The following is a 20,276-nucleotide window of genomic DNA, read 5'->3' as shown; positions in this document are numbered from 1 at the left end:
TCGGGTAGAGAGGATGGTCCCCAGTCCCCCGAGCGGAGGTTTGATCCGTTGTCCGCTGAGCTTGTCATCGGCCCGGTGCTGCGCCGGGTGGTCGGTACGCGCGCCACCGTCTGGGTGGAGACCAGCGCGCCGGCCACCGTCCGGGTCTCCGCCGGGGAGGCCGCTGGGGAGGCGACGACATTCAGCGTGTACGGCCACCACTACGCGATCGTGGTGGTCGAAGGGCTCACCCCGGGCGGCGCGACGCCGTACGAGGTGTTCGTCGACGACGCCCGCGTGTGGCCCGAGCCGGGCAGCCCGTACCCGCCGAGTGTGATCCGCACCCGCGAGGGTGACGACACCGACCAGCCGGTGCGGCTGGTCTTCGGGTCCTGCCGGGAGACCACCCAGCACGCGACGCCGCGCAAGCTACCCCCGGACGCGCTCGACGCCTACGCCCGGCGGCTGATGTCCGGCGCGGTGCCCGCCCCCGACCTGCTCGTCCTCCTCGGCGACCAGGTGTACGCCGATATCCCCTCGCCGGCCGTCAAGCGCTTGCTCAGCAAGGCGCGGCACTCCGAGCACGACCACCCCGAAGACGAGGTGGTCACCTACGAGGAGTACACGCAGCTCTACCTGGAGTCGTGGCGTGACCCGGAGATCCGCTGGCTCTTCGCCACCGTGCCGAGCGCCATGATCTTCGACGACCACGAGATCATCGACGACTGGAACTCCTCCGCCTCCTGGCGCCGCGAGGTGCGCGAGCAGCCGTGGTGGCCGGAGCGGATCTCCAGCGGCCTCGCCTCGTACTGGGTCTACCAGCACCTGGGCAACCTCGACCCGGACCAGATCGCCGCCGACCCGGTGTACCAGAAGGTGATGGCCGCCGCCGACGACGCCACGGACGTCCTGCGCGAGTTCGGCACCGCCGTCGACAGCCCTCCCAGCCCTGTTCGTCGTTTGGCGGGGTCGCCAAACGACGAACAGGGACCCGAAAGACATGAGGCCGACGGCGCGCCCGGCTACCAGTGGAGCTACGCGCTCGACCTGGGCCGCACCCGCCTCGTCGTACTGGACAACCGGTGCAGCCGGGTGCTCGACCCGGGCCACCGCGCGATGCTGCCGCCGGGCGAGTGGGCCTGGTTCGCCGGGCTCGCCCGGGGCGACTTCGACCACCTGGTGGTGGGCTCGTCGCTGCCCTGGCTGCTGCCGCCCGGCATCCACCACATGGAGGCGTGGAACGAGCGGCTGGCCGGCTCGGCGCGGCCCCGGGTGGCGGCGTTCGCCGAGCGGCAGCGCCGGGCGTTCGACCTGGAGCACTGGGCGTCGATGCAGGGCTCGTTCGACGCGCTCGCCGGGCTCTTCGCCGAGGTCGGCTCGGCCGGGGTCGCCTCGATCAGCGTGCTCTCCGGCGACGTCCACCACTCGTACGTGGCCCGCGCCCTCTACCGGGACCGCCCGGTCGCCGCGCCCGTGCACCAGCTGACCTGCTCGCCGGTGCACAACCAGATCCAGTCCTTCATGCGCCCGGTGCTGCGGCTGGGCTGGTGGCGGGGCCCGACCGCGGTCGCCCGCACGCTGGCCCGGGCGGCCCGGGTCGCGGCGCCCGCGGTGCGGTGGCGCAAGCTCGCCGGCCCGTACTTCGGCAACGCGGTGAGCACGCTGGTGCACGAGGGCCGGTCGGCCCGGGTGCTGATCGAGGGCACCACCACCGGCGGTGACCTGCGCGAGGTGGCCGCCGTAGAGCTCACTGCGCGGGCACCTTCGGGGGCCGCCAGCAGCGGCTGAGCAGGGCTCCGGCGGCCTTCACATTTCCTTCACAGGAGCCATACAGAAACTGGACCGGAGTTTGATCGAGGTTCATCCAACCCGGGCCCACCCTGTCTCCGTCAGGAAGGTGAAGATTCCGCACCTGATGGAGGCCCGGATTGTCCACCCACACGGGTAGCCTGCTCGACCGGCCCGCCGCGTACCCCGCGGCGGACCGGGTCCATCGCCTGGTGGCGGGCGGCTCGGAGCTCGGCGTGCAACTCGCGCGTGCGCTCGACCTACCCCTGCGCGACTACCTGCGCGCGCTGGTGCCCGCCCCGCGGTCCCACCCGAACGCGCACCGGCTGCGGCTGGCCCGGGCGGTGGAGACGTACCTGCGCCGGCACGGTGACCCGGACGTGGACGCGACCTGCGACCACCTGCTCCGGGTACCGGTCATCCAGCAGGCCGACCACTCCAACCTGCTGCTGGACGCCGAGACGTTCCTGCACAACTACCTCTTCCACGTGGCCAGCCGGGAGGCCGGCGCGCGGGTGGCGCTGGTCAACCAGTGCTCGATCGTGAGCTGCCTGGCCCGCCGCTCGCCGGTGCTCGGGCCGACGTTCCTGCGCAGCCGCGGCGGGCTGTTCGGCGTGTACCCGCTCTCCAAGACCACGCTGAAGAACTCCTCGTTCTGCGCGCTGCCCGGCCCGCTGGAGATGGTGTTCGAGCCGCTGGAGGGTACCCGCCACGAGGTCGCGTCCGACCCGGTGCTCGGCCCGCTTTCCGGGCTGAAGGCGCCGGACGCGCCGACCGCGTACCGGATGGCCAACGACGAGATCTGGGCGAGCCTGGACCTCGACCACGGGGTACGCCGGGTGCAGATCGACGAGGACGTCGTCTCCGAGTGCGTGGCCCTGCACGTGGCGGACCCGGCCAGCCCGGTCTTCGCGCTGCTGTTCGACCCGGCGGTGCGGGACGCGTTTCTGCGCGCCAAGCGGGACCTGGTCGCCGACCCGAGCAACCTGGCCGTCAACAACGCCTCCCCCGACTTCCTCTGGCTGCGCAAGGGCAGCCGCCTGCACCAGGTGGTGCTGACCGGCTCCGGCGCGGGTGCACAGTGGACCGTCGAGAGCAGCGGCGCTCCGCTGCCGGTACCCATGGAGCCGGCCGCCGTGGCCGCCGCCCTCCGCGCGGGCGTGCTGTACGCGGACCGGATCCTGGCCTACTTCGTGCGCTGCCTGCTGCCCGGCGTGGTCGCGGTCGGCGGCACCAGCCAGCAGGACTACGTGGCGCTGTACCGGCGGATGTTCGTCACCGCGGACGCGGAGGCACCCTTCCTCGACCGCTCCGACCTGGACCGCATCCGCCAGCCCGGGCACAGCGTCACTGGCGGGCGGCCGCTGCTCGAGCCGTACGGCGAGGCGCTGGAGCTGATCCGCCACCTGGGGCCGAAGATCCGCCTCGCCGACCTCGACGACGCCTACCTGGACCGCCCGGTCGGCGAGACGATCGGCGAGCTGCGCTGCGTACGCCACCTGGAGCGGGCGCTCGACCGCTGACGGCGGAACCGGGCGACCGTGACCAAACGCGGAGGGTGAGGCCGCGGGAGCAACGGTCCGGACCGAGACGGACATCGCGGTAGCTCATATTTGTATCCACGAATAGAGCCATCAGCGGTCAGAATGCTCGCATGACCTGGACCGCACCCGAGATAGAACGCCGCAACGAGCCGTACGTCGCCGCCGAGCGGGCCATGCTGGAGGGCTGGCTCGACTACCACCGCGACACGCTGCTGTTCAAGTGCCAAGGGTTGACCGTCGACCAGCTTCGCCGGCGCAGTGCCGAGCCGTCGTCACTGAGCCTGCTGGGGCTGGTGCGGCACATGGCGGACGTGGAGCGCGGCTGGTTTCGGCGCCGGGTGGGCGGCGAGGCCGGCCTGCCCCCCATCTACCGCAGCAAGGGCAACCCGGACGGCGAGTTCGACGACGTGGACAGCGCGGACGCCGAGGCCGACTTCGCGACATTTCTCGCGGAGGTCGAGCTGGCCAAGGCGGCCGCCGGCGGGCACGCGCTGGACGAGACGTTCCGCCACGAACGGACCGGCGCCGAGATCAGCGTCCGCTGGGTCTACGTGCACATGATCGAGGAGTACGCCCGGCACAACGGCCACGCGGACCTCATCCGCGAACGGATCGACGGCATGACGGGAGAGTGACAGACCGTACGGCGAAGTTTTCCGGCGCTCGGCGGCCTCGCTTGATACTGTGTGCGCTGTTGTTGATCAGCCCAGGGCAGCATGCTGGCAGGGGGCGATAGCGATAGAGGAGCCTGCCCCGCCGAGGGATAGCAGAGCCTCTGGGGTCGCGTCCGCCCTCTTCGTCGCCGCTGGCGTAGCAGCGAGCGTACTCTACGTCGCCGCGGGTTCTGATACGGTCGCGGCGGTGCCGTTCGCCCTCATGGCGCTCGCCGCGGTCGCCGCCACCCTCGCCGCGCCGCGCCTGCACCGGGCCACGCCACACCACCCGTGGTACCTGCTCGGCGCGGCCGGCGCGATGTTCCTGGTCGGCGCGCTGCTGCGCCCCTGGTCGGTCGAGCGCACCGGCTGGCAGGCGCTGCTCGGCGACGCGTTCACCGTGCCGGGCTACCTGCTGATGGCCCTGTCTCTGGCCGGGCTGCTGCTGGCCCGCAGCGGCATCCAGCGGCACGCGCTCATCGACGGGCTGATCGTCTGCGTGGGCGCCGCCCTCGCCACGACGCTGCTGCTGGCCATGCCCGCCGCCGCGATCGACGGCCGGCCGCAGGTCGTCTCCGTCCTGGCTGGACTGTATCCGCTCTTCGACGTCGTACTGGTGCTGCTGCTGGTCAGCCTCGCCTTCACCACCACCGGCCGCCGGCCGGCGTACGTGCTGCTCCTATGTGGAATCCTGCTGCTGCTCGCCGGCGACCTGGCGTACGCGATCATCGGCGCGGCCGGGCACCTCACCGGCGGCCGGATCATCGACGTGCCGTTCCTGCTGTCCTGCACGGCGATCGGCGCGGCCGCGCTGCACCCGTCGGTGGCCGGCCTGAGCCGCGCGGCGGCGGTACCCGTGCAGACCTGGTCGGCCCGGCGGCTGCTGGTGATCGTGCCGGCGATGGTCGTGCCCTTCGCCCTGATCCCGATCGTCGCCCACAAGGGCACCGTCGAGCGGATCGTGCTGACGGCCGGCGGCGTGGCGATGGTGGCGCTGCTGTTCGCCCGGGCGGTCGCGGCGGTGCGGGACTACGCGGCCGCTCAGCTCAGGTCCGAGCACCAGGCCACCCACGACCCGCTGACCGGCCTGCCCAACCGGCTCATGCTGGCCCGCGAGATCAGCCGCCTGCTCTCCACCGTCCCGCCGGCCCAGACGCCCTCCGCCGAGCCGGCCGTCTGGGTGCTCTTCCTCGACCTCGACGGCTTCAAGCTGGTCAACGACTCGTGGGGGCACGAGGCCGGCGACCACCTGCTGGTCGAGGTGGCCCGGCGGCTGCGCGACACCGTGCCGGAGCCGGCCATGGTGGCCCGGGTCGGCGGCGACGAGTTCGTGGTCGCCCGGCTCGGCACCCGCCAGGAGACGGTCACGCTGGTCGAGCGGATCATGGAACGGCTCAGCGCGCCGGTACAGGTCAGCAGCGCCGAGGTGGTGATCACGCCGTCGATCGGGGTGGTCGGCACCACCGCAGGCATGGCGCCGGTGCCGGCCGTGGCCGCGGTGACCGCCGAGGCGCTGATGCGCGACGCCGACACCGCGATGTACCGGGCGAAATCGGACGGCCGGGGCCGGTGGACCGAGTTCGACGCGTCGATGCACGAGCGGGTGCGCGAACGGGTCGAGATCGAGCTCGCGCTGCGGCAGGCCCTCGCCACCGGCCAGCTGCACCTGGCGTACCAGCCGATCGTCGAACTGGCCAGCGGCAAGCTGGTCGGCGCCGAGGCCCTGATCCGGTGGAGCGACCCGGTGCGCGGCCCGATCTCACCGGCCGTCTTCATCCCGATCGCGGAAGACAGCGGGCTGATCGCGGCGATCGGCCGCTGGGTGCTCGACGAGACGCTCCGCCAGGTGGCCGCGTGGCGCGCCGACGAGCTGGTCGGCGAGGATTTCTGGGTCTCCGTGAACGTCTCTCCCCGCCAGCTGCGCGACCCCACGCTGCCGGGCAAGGTCTCCGAGGCGCTGGAGCGGTGGGACGTGCCGCAGAGCAGCGTCGTCCTGGAGATCACCGAGTCCGTGATGATCGATGCCTCCACGGTCACCGACCAGGTCCTCTTCGACCTGCGCCGGCTGGGCGTGAAGATGGTGGTCGACGACTTCGGCACGGGCTTCTCCGCGCTGGGCTACCTGCGCCGCCACCCGGTCACCGGCGTGAAGATCGACCGGTCCTTCGTGGACGGTCTGGGCACCGACGCGGAAGACGAGGAGATCGTCCGCGCGGTGGTCGCGATGAGCACCGCGCTCAAGCTCACGGTCGTGGCCGAGGGGGTGGAGACGCCGGCGCAGCAGGACGTACTGTCCGCATTGGGCGTGACGGTGGGGCAGGGTCACCTGTGGAGCGTGCCGGTGAGCGCCGAGGAGTTCACCGAGCGGTGGCTGGTGGCGCTCGCGGTGGTGCCGGAGAGCACTCAGGACGCCGCCGGCAGCTCGTAGCACCAGTACGCCTGGGTGTCGAGCCGGTGACTCCGCACCGTGCCGAGCCGGTCGAGCGCGCCGTGGATCGCCTGCGGCAGCTTGTACCGCTCCTCGTTGCGCCGGCAGAAGTCGAGCCCGACCATGCTCGGCCGCTGGGTACCCACCACCTGGTGCATCGCCTCGACGATCAGCTCGAAGATGCCGCTGCCGCGGTGGTCGGGGTGGATCGCGTTGAAGGGGACGTACCAGATCCGCCGCTCGGCGTACTGCACCGGCCACCGGTGCCGGAAGTAGTCGGGCGAGATCAGCGGCACCGCGTCGAGATCGTTGGTGATCGTGGCGAGCGCCGCCAGGTGCTCCTCGTTCGGGTGCCGGACGACGTACTTGTGGATCCGCTGGTCGGCCATGTGCTCGTCGAACTCGGCCCGGGTCATCACGTGCCGTTGCACCGCCACTGTGCGCAGCTCTTCGAAGGCTTCGGCGTACAGCCGCCACGCCCCGTCGAGCATGGCCTCCGGCAAGACCTCGTGGGTCTCGATCCGCATAGCCTGCCCCTTCTATGACACAGGTGAGCCCGGTTTGGGCCCACCCAATATCAAAAATAACCGAGGGGCCTTCACCTACTCCTCGCGCCGTCAGTAAGGACATAACCGGCGAACGCCGCTTACCGGCGGCCCGGCCGGCTCAGCGTAGGTCGAGGGCGGCGCGCAGGTAGGGCAGGTCGGCGGGGCCGTTCCAGCGGTACGCGGAGAGGCCGGCCACCCGGGCGCCGCGCACGAAGCGGTCGGAGTCGTCGACAAGCAGCACCTGGCTGGGGGCTCGGCCGAGGGCCTGGCAGGCGGCGGCGAAGAACTCGCGGGTCGGCTTGTGCGCGCCGACCACCGAGGAGCTGACCACCGCGTCGACCTCGCCGGTCAGGCCGAGCGCGGCGAGGTCGGCGTCGAGGAGGTCGGTGGCGTTGGTGGCGATCGCGGCCGGTACGCCGGCGGCCCGCGCCTCGCGGACGAACGCCAGCACGTCCGGGTCGACGTCACCGCGGTACCGCTGCCACTCGGCGACCGCCTCCGGCGCGTCCAGTGCCTCGGCCACGCCCGCCATCCAGCCGGCGTGGCTGACCTGGCCGGTGATCGCCGGCAGGAGGCGGGACCACTCCATCGCGGTCTTTTCCAGCGCGCCCGCCGGCAGCCCGTACGCCGCCTCGACCCGCGCCGGCACCTCCGGGTCCCACCGGCGCAGTACGCCGTCCAGATCGACCAGCAGGGCGGTCGGCCGGGCGCGCACTCAGCCTTCCTCGTCGTTGGCGAGGCGCTGGCTGATCACCTCGGTGACACCGCTGCGCATGGTCACGCCGTACAGCGCGTCGGCGACCTCCATCGTGCGCTTCTGGTGGGTGATGATGATCAGCTGGCTCTTCTCCCGGAGCTGCGCGAGGAGCGTGATGAGCCGGCCCAGGTTGACGTCGTCGAGGGCGGCCTCGACCTCGTCCATGATGTAGAACGGGCTGGGCCGGGCTCGGAAGATCGCCACGAGCATCGCGACGGCGGTCAGCGAGCGCTCGCCGCCGGAGAGCAGCGAGAGCCGCTTGATCTTCTTGCCCGGCGGGCGGGCCTCGACCTCGACGCCGGTGGTGAGCATGTCTTCCGGGTCGGTGAGCACGAGGCGCCCCTCACCACCCGGGAAGAGCACCGTGAAGACCTTCTCGAACTCGCGGGCCGTGTCCTCGTACGCGCTGGTGAAGACCTCCAGGATCCGGTCGTCGACGTCCTTGACCACGGTGAGCAGGTCGCGGCGGGTGGCCTTGAGGTCTTCGAGCTGGTCGGAGAGGAACTTGAAGCGCTCCTCCAGCGCCGCGAACTCCTCCAGCGCCAGCGGGTTGACCTTGCCGAGCAGGGTCAGCTCGCGTTCGGCCTTGGCGGCCCGCTTCTCCTGGGTCGGCCGGTGGTACGCGACCGGCTCCGGCGCCGGCTTGCCGTCGGCCTCGGCGGCGTTGACCTCGGCCTGCGTCGGCGGCACGGGCTGCTGCGGGCCGTACTCGGCGACCAGCGTCTCGACGTCGAGCCCGAAGTCCTCGGCCGCCTTGATCTCCAGCTGCTCGATGCGCATCCGCTGCTCGGCGCGGGCCACCTCGTCGCGGTGCACCTCGCTGGTGAGCCGCTCCAGGTCGGCGCCGAGGCGCTTGGCGGCCCCCCGTACCTCGGATAGCTCGGCCTCCCGCGTGGACCGCGACTGGGCGATCTCGTCTCGGGTGCGCTCCGCGTCGGTCAGCGAGACCGCGACGCGGGCGAGCGCCTCGCGGGCGCCGACCTCGACGGCGCGGGCGATGCCGGCACCACGGGCCCGGGCGGCGCGGCGGGCGGCGGCGCGCTCGCGGGCGGCCCGCTCGGCGGCAGCCTGGCGGGCCAGCGAGTCGGCCCGGCCGGCGATCGAGGCGACCCGCTCCTCGGCGGTGCGGACCGCGAGGCGGACCTCCATCTCGTTTTGCCGGGCCTGCGGCACGGCGGCGGCGAGCTGGTCGCGCTCGTCGGTGTCCGGCTCCTCGTCGACCGCGGTGTCTTCGGCCAGCCGCAGCCGCTCCTCCAGGTCGTCGAGGGCGGCCAGGTCGCGCTCGCGGGCCTCCTCGGCCTTGGCCCGGGAGGCGGCCAGCCGCTCGGTCTCCGCCTTGGCGGAGCGGGCCGCGGCACCCAGCTCGGCGAGGCGCCGGGCGGCGGCGTTGCGCTGCCCCTCGGCCTCCTTCTTGGCCGCCGCGGCGACCGTCACGGCCTCCTTGAGGACGGCCACCTCGGCGCGGGCCTCGGTGAGCTCCTCGGCCGCGTCGGACATCACGTCTTCGGCCTCGGCCCGGCGGGCCTTGGCCTCGTCGACCGCCGCCTGGACCTCGATGTAGCTCGGCGCCTTGGCCGAGCCGCCGGCCGCCGCGTAGGCGCCGACGACGTCGCCGTCGGGCGTGACCGCGCGCAGCTCCGGGTTGGCGGCCACGAGCCGGCTCGCGGCGGCCAGATCCGGCACGAGTACGACGTCGCGCAGCGCCCGGTGCACCGCCGGGCGGATCTGGTCGGGGCAGCCCACCACGTCCGGCGCCCACTTCGCGCCCTCCGGCAGGGCCGGGCGGAGCGCGTCGAGCGACCCGATCATGCCGGGACCGCCGGGGCTGCCGACCAGCAGGCTGGCCCGGCCGGCGTCCTGGATCTTGAGCAGCCGCATCGCCTCGGTCGCCTCGTCGACGCCGGCCACGGCCACCGCGTCGGCCAGGCCGCCCAGCGCCGCGGCGAGCGCCGCCTCGTGGCCGGGCGCCACGGTCAGCATGCCGGCGAGGCTGCCCAGCAGGCCGGGCACCTGGTCGGCGCGGGCCAGCAGCGCGCCGGCACCGTCCTTGCGGCGCAGGCTCATCGACAGGGCGTCCTCGCGCGCCTTCCAGGTCGCGGCCTCCTTTTCGGCCGCCCGCTCGGCGTCGCTCAGCGCCCGCACCCGGGCGGCCGCCTCGTCGTGCGCGGTCACCGCCTCGTCGTGCCGCGCGTCGAGGTCGGCGTTGTCGCGGTCGGCCTCGCTGGAGAGCTCGGCCACGGCGTCCACCTCGGCCTGTGCCTTCTCCGCACGGGACTGGGCGTCGGAGTGGGCGGCGGCGAGCCGGGAGATCTCCTCGGCCGCGCTGGTGGTGCGCGCCCGGGCGGCGTTGACCTGGCCGGTCAGCTTGGCCAGCCCTTCGCGGCGGTCGGCGATCGCCTTCGCTGCGGTACGCAGGGCCCGCTCGGCGTCGGCGAGCTGGCGCTCCAGCTCCTGGCGGCGCTCCACGGCCTCGGCGAGGTGCGCTTGGTCGGCTTTGAGCGCGGCGCGCAGCTCCTCCTCCTGGGCCCGTACCTTTTCCGCCTCGGCGGCCAGCTGCTCCGGGTCGCGGCCCGGGCGCTCGTCGTCGGGCGTGGCGGACAGGTGGCGCAGCCGCTCGCTGGCCAGCTGCTCGGTGGAGCGGAAGCGCTCCTGCAGGGCGGAAAGCTTGTACCAGGTGTCCTGCGCGGCGGCGAGCAGCGGGGCGTCTTCGGCCAGCGCCGCCTCCAGCTGGGCCAGCCGCCGGCCGACCTCGCCGTACTGGTGCTCGATAAGCTCACGCCGCTCGCGCAGCGCGGTCTCGTCGGCGATCTCCTTGTCCAGAGTGGAGCGCAATGTGGACAGATCGTCGGCAAGCAGGCGCAGCCGGGCATCGCGCAGGTCTGCCTGGATACCGGCGGCGCGGCGGGCCACCTCGGCCTGCTTGCCGAGCGGCTTGAGCTGGCGGCGCAGCTCGGCGGTCAGGTCGGTGAGCCGGTTGAGGTTGGCCTGCATCGCGTCGAGCTTGCGCAGCGCCTTTTCCTTGCGCTTGCGGTGCTTGAGGACGCCGGCCGCCTCCTCGATGAACGCCCGCCGGTCTTCGGGCTTGGCGTGCAGCACGGCGTCGAGCTGGCCCTGCCCCACGATGACGTGCATCTCCCGGCCGATACCGGAGTCGGAGAGCAGCTCCTGGATGTCGAGCAGGCGGCAGGAGCTGCCGTTGATCTCGTACTCACTCTCGCCCGACCGAAACATCCGCCGCGTGATCGACACCTCGGTGTAGTCGATCGGCAACGCGCCGTCGGTGTTGTCGATGGTGAGCGTGACCTCGGCGCGGCCCAGCGGCGCGCGGCCGGCCGTGCCGGCGAAGATCACGTCTTCCATCTTGCCGCCGCGCAGCGCCTTCGCGCCCTGCTCGCCCAGCACCCAGGCGATCGCGTCGACGACGTTGGACTTACCGGAGCCGTTGGGGCCCACCACGCAGGTGATGCCCGGCTCCAGTCGCAACGTCGTGGCGGAGGCGAAGGACTTGAAGCCCTTCACCGTCAGGCTCTTTAAATGCACGTCTTTCTATCCGCTCGCAGAGACTCTTCCCTTGGCAGGGTAACCCGACCTCGGGCGACGCACTTGACACGCCGCACGGTAAGGACAACGACAATCCCCTCGGCACCGCTCTCCCCGCACCGTCACGCCTCTCCCCGCACCGTCACGCCGCGACGAGCCGCACGCCCGGCGAACTCGGCCAAAAAGCTGCGCGCCGCCACTTGTTGTGTCGGCGCGCGATGTGTGTGCGATGCGATTGAGTTGTAAGGCGGTGGGCGCCGGCAGCCCCGGCGCCCGGAAGCTCAGGTCAGAGCCGGTTCGGGCAGCCTCAGCAGGTCTCCTGCCTCGGCAGCGGCCGCCGCGAGCCGGTCATTTTCAGCACGCAGCCTAGTGACCTCGAACTCCAGTGCCTGAACCCTGGCACGCAGTCGGGTGACCTCGTCGAGGAGGCGCCGATCGGGCGCCGCACCAACGTGGCCGTAGAGGGCCTTCGCCATATCGTCTCCTTGTAATGCGCTGCCGGAGTGGCCGGCCAACGCGCGCCCAGCTATCTTCGCGACTATCAGCCCACGGGCACGCGTGGGCATGATTGGGCGCGACTGGCGACGCCCCTATACTCCGCCGAGACGCCCACTTCGTCAAGTTAACCGGGCCCACATCACCCCCACGCTGCTCTGATTGGCGTTCTTGTCCAGTCTGATCCCCATGATCGATAGCATCCTTGGTGCTGGCTTAGATCTTCCTTAGGGCGATTGCCCAGGTGGGAGCCCACCCGTACCGTCCGGCACGGCCCACCTACCCGGGAAGGACCCCATGGACGCCGATGCGCCGTCGAGGCACACCGGCCGGCACCGGTCAGCACGCCGGTTGCCCGGCCCACTCGCGCTCGCGGTGCTGGTCGGCGCCCTTCTGCTGGCCTTGGGCGCGGCGGTACTGCGCCCCAACCTGACGGGCGATTCAGGGGCCAATCGGACCGCTTCGGAGCGTACCGACGAAGCGGGCGGAACGGGCAGTTTCGGTACCGCGCTGGGCGCGACCGCGAACCCCACCCAGAGCCCGGCGGCGAGCCCCAAGCCGTCGCCGACCGCCAAGGCCAAGCCCCGCACCCCGGCCAGCCCGACGCCCAGGCGCTCGCCGAGCGCGACTCCCACCCGCCCGCCGACCGAGAGCGGCAGCAGCCCGACCCAGTCGGCCGACGAGAACAAGGTCGTCGAGATCGCCAACCAGGAGCGGGCCTCCGCCGGCTGCGGACCGGTCAAGGTCAACGCCAAGCTCGCCGCCGCGGCCGGGCTGCACAGCCAGGACCAGGCCGAGCACGACAACATGTCGCACACCGGCAGCGACGGCAGCACCCCGTGGGAGCGCTCGGAAGAGGCCGGGTACACGAACGCGATCGGCGAGAACGTGGCCGCCGGCTACCGCACCCCGGCCGCCGTGATGGACGGCTGGATGAACAGCGAGGGGCACCGCGCCAACATCCTCAACTGCGACGCCAAGGCGATCGGCGTCGGGCTGGCGTACGCGGGCAACGGCACCCCGTACTGGACACAGATGTTCGGTTCGGTGGTCTGACACTGTCGCGTAGCTGACACCTCAGCTATAGGGGTACACCTCGATCGTTGCCCCCTGCATGCGCGTCGCGCTCATCACGGACGACTCCTACCCGTACGTCAAGGGTGGCGCCGGCGACTGGTGCCACCGGCTGGTGCACGGCCTCGACCGGCACACGTTCCACCTGGTCGCGCTCGCTCCCGGCAAGCGGCGCCGGGAGCCCGCGTACGCCCTCCCGCCCAACGCCCTGCTCCACCCGCTCGGCGACCGCCGCCCCGCACCGGCCGGGCGGCTGGCCCGCAGCCACCGCCACCGGGCCGCGACCGCCGCCGCGCTGCTGCTCTGCCGGGGGCTGCTGACCGAGGGCGGGCCGGGCATGGCGATGTTCGCCGAGAGCCTGCGCCTGCTCGCCGACCTGGCCGCCGCCGGTGGCGCCCCGCTGCGCGGCGTACCCCTGGCCGACGTGCTGCTCGACGCCTGGCAGGCGTCCCGCGGCGAGCCGGCGCTGCCCCGCCTCTCGATCCGGGACGCCCGCCACGCCGCCGACCACCTCGACCGCGCGCTGGAGCCGCTCGCGGTACGCGCGCCGGCCGCCGACCTCTGCCACGCCGTCACCGCCGGGCCACCGCTGCTGGTCGCGCTCGCCGCGCGGTGGCGGGAGGGGACGCCGTTCCTGCTCAGCGAGGACCGCCCGCAGGTCGGAGCGGAGGGGCCGGCCGCGGTCAAGGCGGTGCTGCTGCGCTACCACCGGGCGCTGCGCCGCCTCGGGTACGCGGAGGCCGCGCTCGTCGCCTCGGCCAGCCGCTTCCACCAGCGGTGGGAGCTGCGCGACGGCGCCGACCCGGCCAAGGTCGTGGTGGTGCCGGGCGGCGTGGAGCCGGTGCGGTACGCGCCGCTGGAGACCGAGCCGGCCGCGCCGGCGCTCGTCTGGGTCGGGCAGATCGCGCCGCACAAGGACCTGCACACCCTGATCCGCGCGTTTCGCCAGGTCCGCGACGAGGTGCCGCACGCCGGGCTCCGGCTCGCCGGACCCACGACCGACATCGGGTACGCGGGTACCTGCCGCCGCCTCGTCGACCGGCTCCGGCTCGGCGACAGCGTGGTCTTCACCGGGCCGGTGCCGTCCAGCCGCGAGGCGTACGCCACGGGGCACGTCGTCGCCTCCTCCAGCGTCGCCGAGCACACCCCGGACGCGCTGGTCGAGGCGATGCTCTGCGCCCGGCCCACGGTCAGCACCGACGTGGGCGCGGTGGCCGAGGCGGTCGGCGAGGCCGGTGTGGTGGTGCCGCCCGGCGACCCGGTCGCGCTCGGCACCGCCTGCGCCGAGCTGCTGCGCGACCCGCGGCGGCGCCACCTGCTGGGCGCGGCCGGGCGGGCACGGGCGCTGCGGCTGTTCACAGTGGACGGGATGCGCCGCGCCTACGACCACCTCTACCAGGACGTGGCAGCATGAGCGAGCGAATGCACAGCGCGTCTGGAGCCTCATGGCCGCCCGCAGCGAAGCGAGGACGGCCATGAGTGAGTCCACAGTGGCCGAGCTGGCCAAGCGGTTCGAGCGCGGCGTGTCCGATGTGGATGAACTGGTCGCCGCGCTGGAGGCGGCCGGGATCAACGACCGGGTGGCCGCCCGGCGGTACGGGCAGCCCACCGTATTCGCGCTCGGCGAGGCGGTGCTCGCCCGGCTGGAGCAGCCGCCGGCGCGGGCGCCCCGCCCCAAGCCGTACGTGTGGGCCGCCCTGCGCCGCTCCGCGCTGCTGCTCACCCCGGTCGCCTGCGCGCTGGCCGCCGCGGACGAGGTGGCCCGGGTCGGCTGGGCGGTACCGGCGCTGGCGGCCGTGCTCGGCTGGGCGGCCGCGCGCGGGCGGGTGTACGCGGCGGCCGGCGCACCACTGGTCGCCACCGCGTGCGCGCTCGCCCCGGCGTCCGTGGTGGGCCCGGCCGGCGACCGGGGACTGGCGCTGGCCGTCGGCCTGACCGGGTACGCGCTGGTCGCCGGCCTCGGGGCGGGGCTGCGCTGGGCGGTACCGGCCTGGGTGGCCGCCGGCGCGCTGCTGGCCGGCGCCGGGGACCGGGTCGAGGTGCTCCCGCTGGCCGCCGCGCCGATGCTCGCCGGCGCGCTACTGGTGCGGGAACGCGCACCGGTGACCGGCGTCGTCGCCGCGCTCGGCCAGGGCGCCCTGGCGGTACTCGTGTGGCGAGCCGCCCCGGACGCGGCGGTACTGGCGTTGGGCGTACCGCTGCTGGTTTTCGTGGTGTGCTGGCACGAAGCCCGCGCCGCCACCGCGGCGGACGCCCACGACGACCTGCGGGCCTTTCACCGTGAGGTGCGTGACCTCGGCACGGTGACCGTCGGGGCGCTGGTGCCGCCGCTGGTGGCGGGTGTCGCGCTGGGCGCGGCGGCCTACCGGCTGCCGTACCAGATCTCCGGCCATCCGGGCGCCCGCGGCCTCGTGCTCAGCGGCGCGGCGGTGCTGCTGCTCGGCGGCGTGCTGGCGCTGACCGCGCTCCTGGTCGCCCGCGCGCGCCCGGTCGTGGCCGCGGTGGTGGCGGCCGGCCCGCTCTCCGCGCTCGCGGCCGGTGGCACGCTGCTGCCGGCCACCGTCGCCGCGCTCGCGGTCACCTACCTGGTCGGGCTGATGCTGGCCGCGCACGCCGTCTTCGACCCCGAGCGCTACTGATGGACCGGCTGGTCAAGGTCGACCTGGAGTACGGCGAACGGCCGCTCGCCGATGTCCTGGAGGCCGTGCAGCGGCGGGCGGCGCACCCGCATGGCGGGATCTTCCTGGACCGGGCGCCCAGCGACCTGGCCGGGCTGGGCGGTGTCGCGCTGGCCGTACGGGTGGCCCGGCGGGCCGGGTTCGGGCTGGTGGTGCTCAACCCCGGGTGCCCGGTGGACCCGGCGTACCGGGCCCTGGAGGCGGCGATCTGCGTCTTCGACGGCGACTGGTCCGACTACCAGCGCTGGTCCGGCGAGGGCGCCACGGCGGGTGACGGCCACCTCGTGTACAGCGTCCCGGCGGCCCAGGCGGAGACCGCGCGCAAGATGATGGAATGGCGCGGTGCGGGCTTCGGCGTGGTCGCCGAAACCCGCACCTGGTAACGCTTTCACCGCTCGGCGCGGCCGCCGCCGCTCGCGGAGAGCCGCTCGCGAGAGCCGCTCGCGGTGATCGAAGCTCCCCTCATGTCGCTAGAACGACTTGGGGGGAGCTTCGATCACGCCAGCTCCTCAGTGGACGGACACCAGCTCGCGCTCCGGCTCCTGGGCGTGGCGGGCCGGCGGGCGGCGGCGCAGGAAGCGCGGTGCCCACCAGTTCGCGTCGCCGAGCAGCGTCATCACCGAGGGGAGCACGACCGCCCGGATGATGGTCGCGTCGAGCAGGATCGCCGCCGCCAGGCCGATACCGAGCTGCTTCATGTCGATCGTGCTCAGCGTCGCGAAGATGGAGAAGACCGCCACCATCACGATCGCCGCGCTGCTGACCGTGCCGGCCGAGCTCGTGATGCCGTACGCCACGGCGTCCCTGTTGGACACTCCACGCTGGACCGCCTCGCGGATCCGGCTGACCACGAAGACGTGGTAGTCCATCGAGAGTCCGAAGAGGACGACGAAGAGGAAGAGCGGCAGCCAGGTCACGATCGACTCCATCGACGTGAAGCCCAGCGGCCCTTCCGCCCACGTGCCCTGGAAGACGAGCACCAGCAGGCCGTACGCGGCGCCGACCGAGAGCAGGTTGAGCAGGATCGAGGTCAGCGCGACCACCACCGAGCGGAACGTCAGCACCATCACCACGAACGTGAGGATCAGCACGAACGCCATCACCAGCGGCAGCTTCTGCCGGATGTGCGCGGCGTAGTCCACGCTGCCGGCCACGTCGCCGCCGACCGCGTAGTCCACGTTGGACAGGCCGGCCATCGCCTCGGGCACGTACACGTCGCGGAGCTTGTCGAGCGACTGCCGGGCCTCGTCGGTGCGGGTATGGTACGGGGTCGCCACCTGCAGCACGCTGACCGTGCCGTCGGCGGACTGCTCGATCTCCGGCCCGTCCGCCTCGACCGGGGCAAAGAGCGGGTCGCCGCCCGCCTTCTCCGCCAGCCCGGTCAGGGCCGCCTTCACCTGTGCCGCCTCGGCCGCCGGTGCCTCCACGGCGAGGTAGTGCGCCGTACCGGTGCTCGGGAACGCCGCGGTCAGCCGGTCGTACGCCTGCATCGCAGGCGTGGTACGGGGCAGGTCCTCCATGCCCGGAAACTTCATCTTCATGCCGGCCGCGGGCACCGCCAGCGCGAGCAGCGCGCCGACCGAGATGACCAGGGCGAGCAGCGGGCGGCGCAGCGCCGGGCGGAGCAGGGCCGGCCAGATGCGCGGCGCGCCGGAGCGGCGGGCCGAGAGGCGCCACAGCAGCGGTACGCGCGGGCGGTCGACCCAGCGGCCGAGCTTGGCCAGCAGGGCCGGCAGCACGGTCAGCGAGCCGATCACCGAGACCGCGACCACCAGGATCGAGCCGACCGCCAGCGAGGAGAAGACCACGTCGGTGGCGAGGAACAGGCCGGCCATCGCGATCATCACGGCGATACCGGAGACCACCACCGCGTGCCCGGACGTCTCCGCCGCGATCTCCACCGCGTCGAGGTGGCCGCGCCCCTTGGCCCGCTCCTCACGCTCGCGCCGGATGTAGAACAGCGAGTAGTCGACGCCGACCGCGAGGCCGATCAGCAGGATCACGCTGTTGGTGGTGTCGGTCGCCGGCAGCAGGTGGGAGGCGAGCGTCGACAGCCCCATCGCCGCGAACACCGACGACATCGCCAGCAGCACCGGCACCCCGGCCGCGATGAGCGCGCCGAACGCGACGATCAGGATCGCCAGCGTGACCGGCAGGCTCAGCAGCTCGGCCCGCTGGAAGTCGGCGCCGAGCGTGTCGTCGAGCGCCTTGTTGATGGACGGCCCGCCGACCTCCTCGATCCGCACCCGCGGGTGCGCCTGCCGCAGCGCCTCGGTCGTGTCCTGCAACGGCTGGAGGCGATCCGAGGCGGTGTCCGGGTCACCGGCCATGGTGATCCCGATCAGCAGCGCCGAACCGTCCCGCGCCGGCACCGGCTCGTCCACCTTCGCCACGCCCGCGGTGGCCTTCATCCTCGTGATCGCGTCGGCCGCCGCCGCGTCCGCCGCCGCCCGGTCCAACTCCCCACCCGGGGCGGTGATGAGGACGTTCTCCACCGCCGGGTCGTCGAAGTCACCGTGAATCTCGATCACCGACGCGCGACCGGCCTCGCCGATCGCCTGGTCCTCGTCGGTCGCCTCGTTGAGGCCGGCCGCGTTGCCGCCCACGAAGCAGACCGCCACGAACACCACCCACAGCGCGATGGCGCGCCACGGGTGCTCCGCGCTCCACCGCGCGACCCGCACCGTCATCGGTCGCTTGCCCATCGCGGGCTCCCCCTCCGCCAGAGTCCTGTTCACAGCACCTGACGCTAGGGAGCGGTGCGCTCGGCTACATCCGGGACCGACCCGCCCCACCCCCGGATCCGGCACCCGGGAAATACCCCGACCAGAGACCTTCGGCATCGGGGGCCCAACCCTTCCTCAGGACTGACGTGCCCCGGTCCGCGGGCACCGCTCCGGCCGGCGGCGACGCCGCTACGCGATCCAGATCCAGAACGTTCAGGTCGCGTTGGCCGCTGGTGATCGTTCACCCAAACCCACCCCTTTTGCCGGCGTATCACGCGCCGACCGCCCGTTCCCCTTGATCGACGCCCTGAGAGCAACCCAGGACGCGGATCGTGGTACACAACTGCCCCTACAAGACTCTGCTGGCGAATTGGTGTTAGGCGGCGAGGTCGTATTGGAGTTGGGCGAAGCGGCTGTGGCGGGTTGGGTGGAGTGGGTGGCCGGTGATCCAGGCGTCGGCGCGGGCGATGTTGATGGCGGTGGCGGTGAGGAGGCTGTTTAGGTGGGTTTTGGGTTGTCCGGTGTAGCGGGTTCGGCGTAGTCGGTAGGCGCGGACGGCTTGGGAGATGGTGCCTTCGACGCCGGCGCGGGTGGCGTAGCGGCGCTGCCAGGTGGTGGTTTGTTGGTCGGTGCGGGCTTGGGTGAGGGCTTGTTGTTGTTCGCGGGGGGCGAGGCTGATGCTGCGCGCCCCTGAGGTGTTGCGGGTGCATTTGGGCCGGTCGGGGCAGGGCATGCAGTCGGTGCGGGAGAACAGCACGGTGGTCTTGCCGGGTTGGCTGGGGTGTTGTTTCCAGCTGATGCTGGTGGCGCCGGCTGGGCAGGTGGCCTGCTGCTGGTCCCAGTCGATGGTGAAGGTGGGCAGGGTGTGGCCGCCGTCGGTGTGGGCTTGCCAGGAGGCGTCGGGCAGGACCGGGCCGGTCAGGGTGATGCCGTGGTTACGGCGGGCGGTGATGAGTAGTTCGGCGTCGATGTAGCCGGCGTCGACCAGATGTTCGTCCGGGGTCAGGTCCCGGGCCGCCTGGGCTTGGTGGATCTGGTCGGTGACCTGCACGTCGCAGACGGTGGCGGCGGTGGTCAGCACGGCGGTGATCAGGTGCGGGTGGTCGTCGGTGCAGGTCTCGCAGAGGTGGACCTTGTAACCCTCCCAACCGTGCCCGCGTTTCATCCCGTACCGGGCGTCGGTGTCATACGCAGAGACGATCCTGTCGGCGGCGGGGGCTAACCCGTCCTCCTTCGGCTCACGCAGCCGCGCCCCGCGCTCGTCGCGGTAGAACTGCTGGATCCACACGGTCCGTAGGGTCTGCACGGCCGACAGTTCCGCCGCCCAGGCAGGCGCGTCCGGCCGGGACAACGCTCCGGCCAGCGTGTATCCATCCTCGGCGATGGTTTGTGTGAGGGTGACACGTTCGGTCTCGCTCTTGGGTAGCCGCCACTGGTCGATCCGGGGCCCGTACCGCTCATACCAATCGGTCGGCACCCAGCCCGCCAACCACGGCCCGGCCACCCCCGCGAGGGCCTCCAACGCCGCCCGCAGCGTCTCACCAACCAGTTCCAGGCGGTTCAACGACCGGACCGCGGCCAGCACATGCGTCGAGTCGCTGCGCTGACGACGGGCCCCGCCCAACATGCCCGCCTCGCGCAGGATGCCCAACACCCGATCGAAGATCAACCGTTCGGCGGCGTCCGCATCGACCAGCCGGGACCGGAACTCACTCAACACCGAGGCGTCGAACCCGGCATCGTCCAACTCCAGACCGAGCAGGTACTTCCAGTCGATCCGGCCCCGGACCATGTCAGCAGCCTGCCGATCGGTCAGGTTCTCCATGAACTGCAACACCGACACCAACGCCAGCCGCGCCGGCGACAGCCCGGGCCGACCCCGCACCGCGAACAACTCCCCAAACTCGCGATCATCAAAACGAACCCGCAGCTCATCACGCATCCGCAGGTACACATTCCCCCGCCGGAACGCAGCCCGAGCCAGCCGCGCGGTCTGCTCCGGAACCCCACGATCCTCACCAGGCCGCAGCGACACCACGCCACCATCCACAATCGACACCAGACCA

General features: G+C 72.6%; 14 protein-coding genes. 8 read left to right on the top strand and 6 right to left on the bottom strand.

Going from position 1 to position 20,276, the window contains the following annotated elements:
• Positions 1–48 precede the first annotated feature (48 nt).
• The 4 genes from RB614_RS41085 (at position 49) to RB614_RS41070 (ending at position 6,392) form a co-directional block, all read left to right on the top strand.
• Positions 49–1,767, top strand: coding sequence for an alkaline phosphatase D family protein (locus tag RB614_RS41085; protein ID WP_308718146.1), 1,719 nt, complete (start codon positions 49–51; stop codon positions 1,765–1,767).
• Between the two features lie 140 nt (positions 1,768–1,907).
• Positions 1,908–3,290: a hypothetical protein gene (locus RB614_RS41080; protein ID WP_308718145.1), complete on the top strand. Its 1,383-nt coding sequence runs from the start codon at positions 1,908–1,910 to the stop codon at positions 3,288–3,290.
• A 131-nt stretch (positions 3,291–3,421) separates the two neighbouring features.
• Positions 3,422–3,946, top strand: a complete 525-nt coding sequence (locus tag RB614_RS41075; protein ID WP_308718144.1) for a DinB family protein — start codon at positions 3,422–3,424, stop codon at positions 3,944–3,946.
• Positions 3,947–4,172: 226 nt separating this feature from the next.
• Entirely contained in the window at positions 4,173–6,392 is a 2,220-nt protein-coding gene (locus tag RB614_RS41070; protein WP_308718143.1) for a putative bifunctional diguanylate cyclase/phosphodiesterase, read from the top strand.
• Here RB614_RS41070 and RB614_RS41065 read toward each other — a convergent pair.
• The 4 genes from RB614_RS41065 to RB614_RS41050 all read right to left on the bottom strand — a co-directional run bounded on the left by RB614_RS41065 (position 6,368) and on the right by RB614_RS41050 (position 11,713).
• Positions 6,368–6,919: a hypothetical protein gene (locus RB614_RS41065; RefSeq protein WP_308718142.1), complete on the bottom strand. Its 552-nt coding sequence runs from the start codon at positions 6,917–6,919 to the stop codon at positions 6,368–6,370. The two genes, RB614_RS41070 and RB614_RS41065, sit on opposite strands and share 25 nt — an antisense overlap.
• Positions 6,920–7,058: 139 nt before the next feature.
• Positions 7,059–7,655, bottom strand: a complete 597-nt coding sequence (locus tag RB614_RS41060) for an HAD family hydrolase (protein WP_308718141.1) — start codon at positions 7,653–7,655, stop codon at positions 7,059–7,061.
• Positions 7,656–11,237, bottom strand: a complete 3,582-nt coding sequence (smc, locus tag RB614_RS41055; protein ID WP_308718140.1) for a chromosome segregation protein SMC — start codon at positions 11,235–11,237, stop codon at positions 7,656–7,658. It abuts the gene before it with no gap.
• Positions 11,238–11,518: 281 nt separating this feature from the next.
• A complete protein-coding gene (locus RB614_RS41050) occupies positions 11,519–11,713 on the bottom strand; it encodes a hypothetical protein (RefSeq protein WP_173041801.1) in 195 nt (64 codons plus the stop codon).
• 370 nt (positions 11,714–12,083) lie between these two features.
• Between RB614_RS41050 and RB614_RS41045 the strand changes: the two genes are divergently transcribed.
• The 4 genes from RB614_RS41045 to RB614_RS41030 all read left to right on the top strand — a co-directional run bounded on the left by RB614_RS41045 (position 12,084) and on the right by RB614_RS41030 (position 15,867).
• On the top strand, positions 12,084–12,788 hold the full coding sequence (locus RB614_RS41045; protein WP_308718139.1) for a CAP domain-containing protein: 705 nt from the start codon (positions 12,084–12,086) through the stop codon (positions 12,786–12,788).
• A 58-nt stretch (positions 12,789–12,846) separates the two neighbouring features.
• Positions 12,847–14,220, top strand: coding sequence for a GT4 family glycosyltransferase PelF (gene pelF, locus RB614_RS41040; RefSeq protein WP_308718138.1), 1,374 nt, complete (start codon positions 12,847–12,849; stop codon positions 14,218–14,220).
• Between the two features lie 61 nt (positions 14,221–14,281).
• Positions 14,282–15,445 (top strand): serine/threonine-protein kinase, encoded by a 1,164-nt coding sequence (locus RB614_RS41035; protein WP_308718137.1) that lies wholly within the window; start codon positions 14,282–14,284, stop codon positions 15,443–15,445.
• Complete coding sequence (locus tag RB614_RS41030; protein ID WP_308718136.1) at positions 15,445–15,867, top strand: spherulation-specific family 4 protein; 423 nt, start codon at positions 15,445–15,447, stop codon at positions 15,865–15,867. The genes RB614_RS41035 and RB614_RS41030 overlap by 1 nt, the downstream gene beginning before the upstream one ends.
• A gap of 126 nt (positions 15,868–15,993) precedes the next feature.
• Here RB614_RS41030 and RB614_RS41025 read toward each other — a convergent pair whose 3' ends face one another.
• Positions 15,994–18,189, bottom strand: coding sequence for an MMPL family transporter (locus tag RB614_RS41025; RefSeq protein ID WP_428983212.1), 2,196 nt, complete (start codon positions 18,187–18,189; stop codon positions 15,994–15,996).
• Between the two features lie 397 nt (positions 18,190–18,586).
• Positions 18,587–20,276, bottom strand: a 1,690-nt coding sequence (locus RB614_RS41020) for an IS1182 family transposase (protein ID WP_308710509.1), incomplete at its 5' end; no start/stop codon positions are given.

It is taken from the genome of Phytohabitans maris (genome assembly GCF_031085175.1).
Lineage (GTDB): Bacteria > Actinomycetota > Actinomycetes > Mycobacteriales > Micromonosporaceae > Phytohabitans > Phytohabitans maris.
Note: the sequence above shows the minus strand (reverse complement) of the source record. Positions and strands in the feature narration are given on the sequence as shown.

What these genes read in the sequence shown, in the direction of transcription:
- RB614_RS41035 (WP_308718137.1), top strand. Translation starts at nt 14,282, where the DNA reads ATGAGTGAGTCCACAGTGGCCGAGCTGGCCAAGCGGTTCGAGCGCGGC.
- RB614_RS41065 (WP_308718142.1), bottom strand. Translation starts at nt 6,919, where the DNA reads ATGCGGATCGAGACCCACGAGGTCTTGCCGGAGGCCATGCTCGACGGG.
- RB614_RS41075 (WP_308718144.1), top strand. Translation starts at nt 3,422, where the DNA reads ATGACCTGGACCGCACCCGAGATAGAACGCCGCAACGAGCCGTACGTC.
- RB614_RS41025 (WP_428983212.1), bottom strand. Translation starts at nt 18,189, where the DNA reads ATGGGCAAGCGACCGATGACGGTGCGGGTCGCGCGGTGGAGCGCGGAG.
- pelF (WP_308718138.1), top strand. Translation starts at nt 12,847, where the DNA reads ATGCGCGTCGCGCTCATCACGGACGACTCCTACCCGTACGTCAAGGGT.
- RB614_RS41050 (WP_173041801.1), bottom strand. Translation starts at nt 11,713, where the DNA reads ATGGCGAAGGCCCTCTACGGCCACGTTGGTGCGGCGCCCGATCGGCGC.
- RB614_RS41030 (WP_308718136.1), top strand. Translation starts at nt 15,445, where the DNA reads ATGGACCGGCTGGTCAAGGTCGACCTGGAGTACGGCGAACGGCCGCTC.